Source organism: Photorhabdus sp. RM96S (genome assembly GCF_042879335.1).
GTDB lineage: Bacteria > Pseudomonadota > Gammaproteobacteria > Enterobacterales > Enterobacteriaceae > Photorhabdus > Photorhabdus kayaii.
In genome coordinates this window covers 1-223 of sequence record NZ_JBHFKT010000305.1, presented here as the reverse complement: position 1 = coordinate 223, position 223 = coordinate 1, and the positions used below count along the sequence as shown (strand labels likewise).

General features: G+C 52.5%; 1 protein-coding gene. It reads right to left on the bottom strand.

Annotated elements, in window-relative coordinates:
- The coding region (locus tag ACGF49_RS25470) for a type VI immunity family protein (RefSeq protein WP_387493646.1) at positions 1-223 on the bottom strand (223 nt) is incomplete at both ends.

Sequence of the window (223 nt, the reverse complement as noted above, 5' to 3'; positions counted from 1 at the left end):
CAATGAATGGCCTTCACGGGGAATGACTCGTATCGGACGTATCAGTTGGTTAATGGCAAAATAACTCTCCGGGACACTGCCCGGCAGTGGTGTTAAGTCCGGGTATTGACCGGCCCGGATCATCAGGCCATTGGAATAAGGGGTAATCTCCACATCCCGGTAGGGACGCAGCACAGGACGTATCCAGAATTCCCCACCCAATCGGTTTACAAATCGTTTGGAC